This is a genomic window from Dysgonomonas reticulitermitis (assembly GCF_054601275.1).
Genome location: NZ_BAAHWU010000113.1, coordinates 1 through 1,838, shown reverse-complemented (window position 1 = coordinate 1,838; position 1,838 = coordinate 1). Strand labels below are relative to the sequence as shown.

At 48.2% G+C, this 1,838-nt stretch carries 1 rRNA gene; it reads right to left on the bottom strand.

Annotation, left to right across the window (positions count from 1 at the left end):
• Positions 1–139 precede the first annotated feature (139 nt).
• Positions 140–1,667 (bottom strand): 16S ribosomal RNA (locus ACYPZI_RS15875).
• Positions 1,668–1,838 lie beyond the last annotated feature (171 nt).

The following is a 1,838-nucleotide window of genomic DNA, read 5'->3' as shown; positions in this document are numbered from 1 at the left end:
TTTTTAAAATAAACAACATTATTCAGAGTGTAGCACGTTCAGAGAGAAGTTTTGAATATTAAGAAGCAATAAATCACTACTTACTACCTTCTACTTACTACTCTTACAGGTACATACCTTTTCGGACAGTCCACTCCAGAAAGGAGGTGTTCCAGCCGCACCTTCCGGTACGGCTACCTTGTTACGACTTAGCCCCAGTCACCGGTTTTACCCTAGGACGCTCCTTGCGGTTACGTACTTCAGATACCCCCAGCTCCCATGGCTTGACGGGCGGTGTGTACAAGGCCCGGGAACGTATTCACCGCGCCATGGCTGATGCGCGATTACTAGCGAATCCAGCTTCACGGAGTCGAGTTGCAGACTCCGATCCGAACTGGGAGTGGCTTTGGAGATTAGCATCCTGTCACCAGGTAGCTGCCCTTTGTACCACCCATTGTAACACGTGTGTCGCCCCGGACGTAAGGGCCGTGCTGATTTGACGTCATCCACACCTTCCTCGCATCTTACGACGGCAGTCTCATTAGAGTCCTCAGCACGACCTGTTAGTAACTAATGATGTGGGTTGCGCTCGTTATGGCACTTAAGCCGACACCTCACGGCACGAGCTGACGACAACCATGCAGCACCTACACAGAAGCTATTGCTAGCTAATAAGTTTCCTCATTATTCTTCTGCATTTCAAGCCCGGGTAAGGTTCCTCGCGTATCATCGAATTAAACCACATGTTCCTCCGCTTGTGCGGGCCCCCGTCAATTCCTTTGAGTTTCACCGTTGCCGGCGTACTCCCCAGGTGGATTACTTATCGCTTTCGCTTGGTCACATACTATCATATCGCATGCAACTAGTAATCATCGTTTACGGCGTGGACTACCAGGGTATCTAATCCTGTTTGATCCCCACGCTTTCGTGCATGAGCGTCAGTTATAGTTTAGTAAGCTGCCTACGCAATCGGAGTTCCTCGTTATATCTAAGCATGTCACCGCTACACAACGAATTCCGCCTACTTCATCTATACTCAAGGCTAACAGTTTCAACGGCAGTCTTCAGGTTGAGCCTGAATATTTCACCGCTGACTTAATAGCCCGCCTGCGCACCCTTTAAACCCAATAAATCCGGATAACGCTCGCATCCTCCGTATTACCGCGGCTGCTGGCACGGAGTTAGCCGATGCTTATTCGCAGGGTACATGCAATAAAGTACACGTACTCCTTTTTATTCCCCTGCAAAAGAAGTTTAAAACCCATAAGGCTGTCTTCCTTCACGCGACTTGGCTGGTTCAGGCTCCCGCCCATTGACCAATATTCCTCACTGCTGCCTCCCGTAGGAGTCTGGTCCGTGTCTCAGTTCCAGTGTGGGGGACAAACCTCTCAGTTCCCCTATCCATCGTTGCCTTGGTGAGCCGTTACCTCGCCAACCAGCTAATGGAACGCATGCCCATCTACAACCGATAAATCTTTAACAAATATCTCCATGCGGAGCCCCTGTGTTATGCGGTATTAGTCCGAATTTCTCCGGGTTATTCCCCTGTTGTAGGTAGGTTGCATACGCGTTACTCACCCGTGCGCCGGTCGCCGCCAATGTATTGCTACACCGCGCTGCCCCTCGACTTGCATGTGTTAGGCCTGTCGCTAGCGTTCATCCTGAGCCAGGATCAAACTCTTCTTTGTATTTTCTTTTTTCTAAGTCTTTTGTGATCCTGTCCTCTTCAATCCTTCTATCTTTATTAGGTATTGACGGTATAATACCCTTCTTTAAATGAAAAATTAAAAGTGAAAAATTAAATTCTTCATTCCTCATTCTTCATTCTATTGTACTACACTCTTAATGTTGTTATTTCA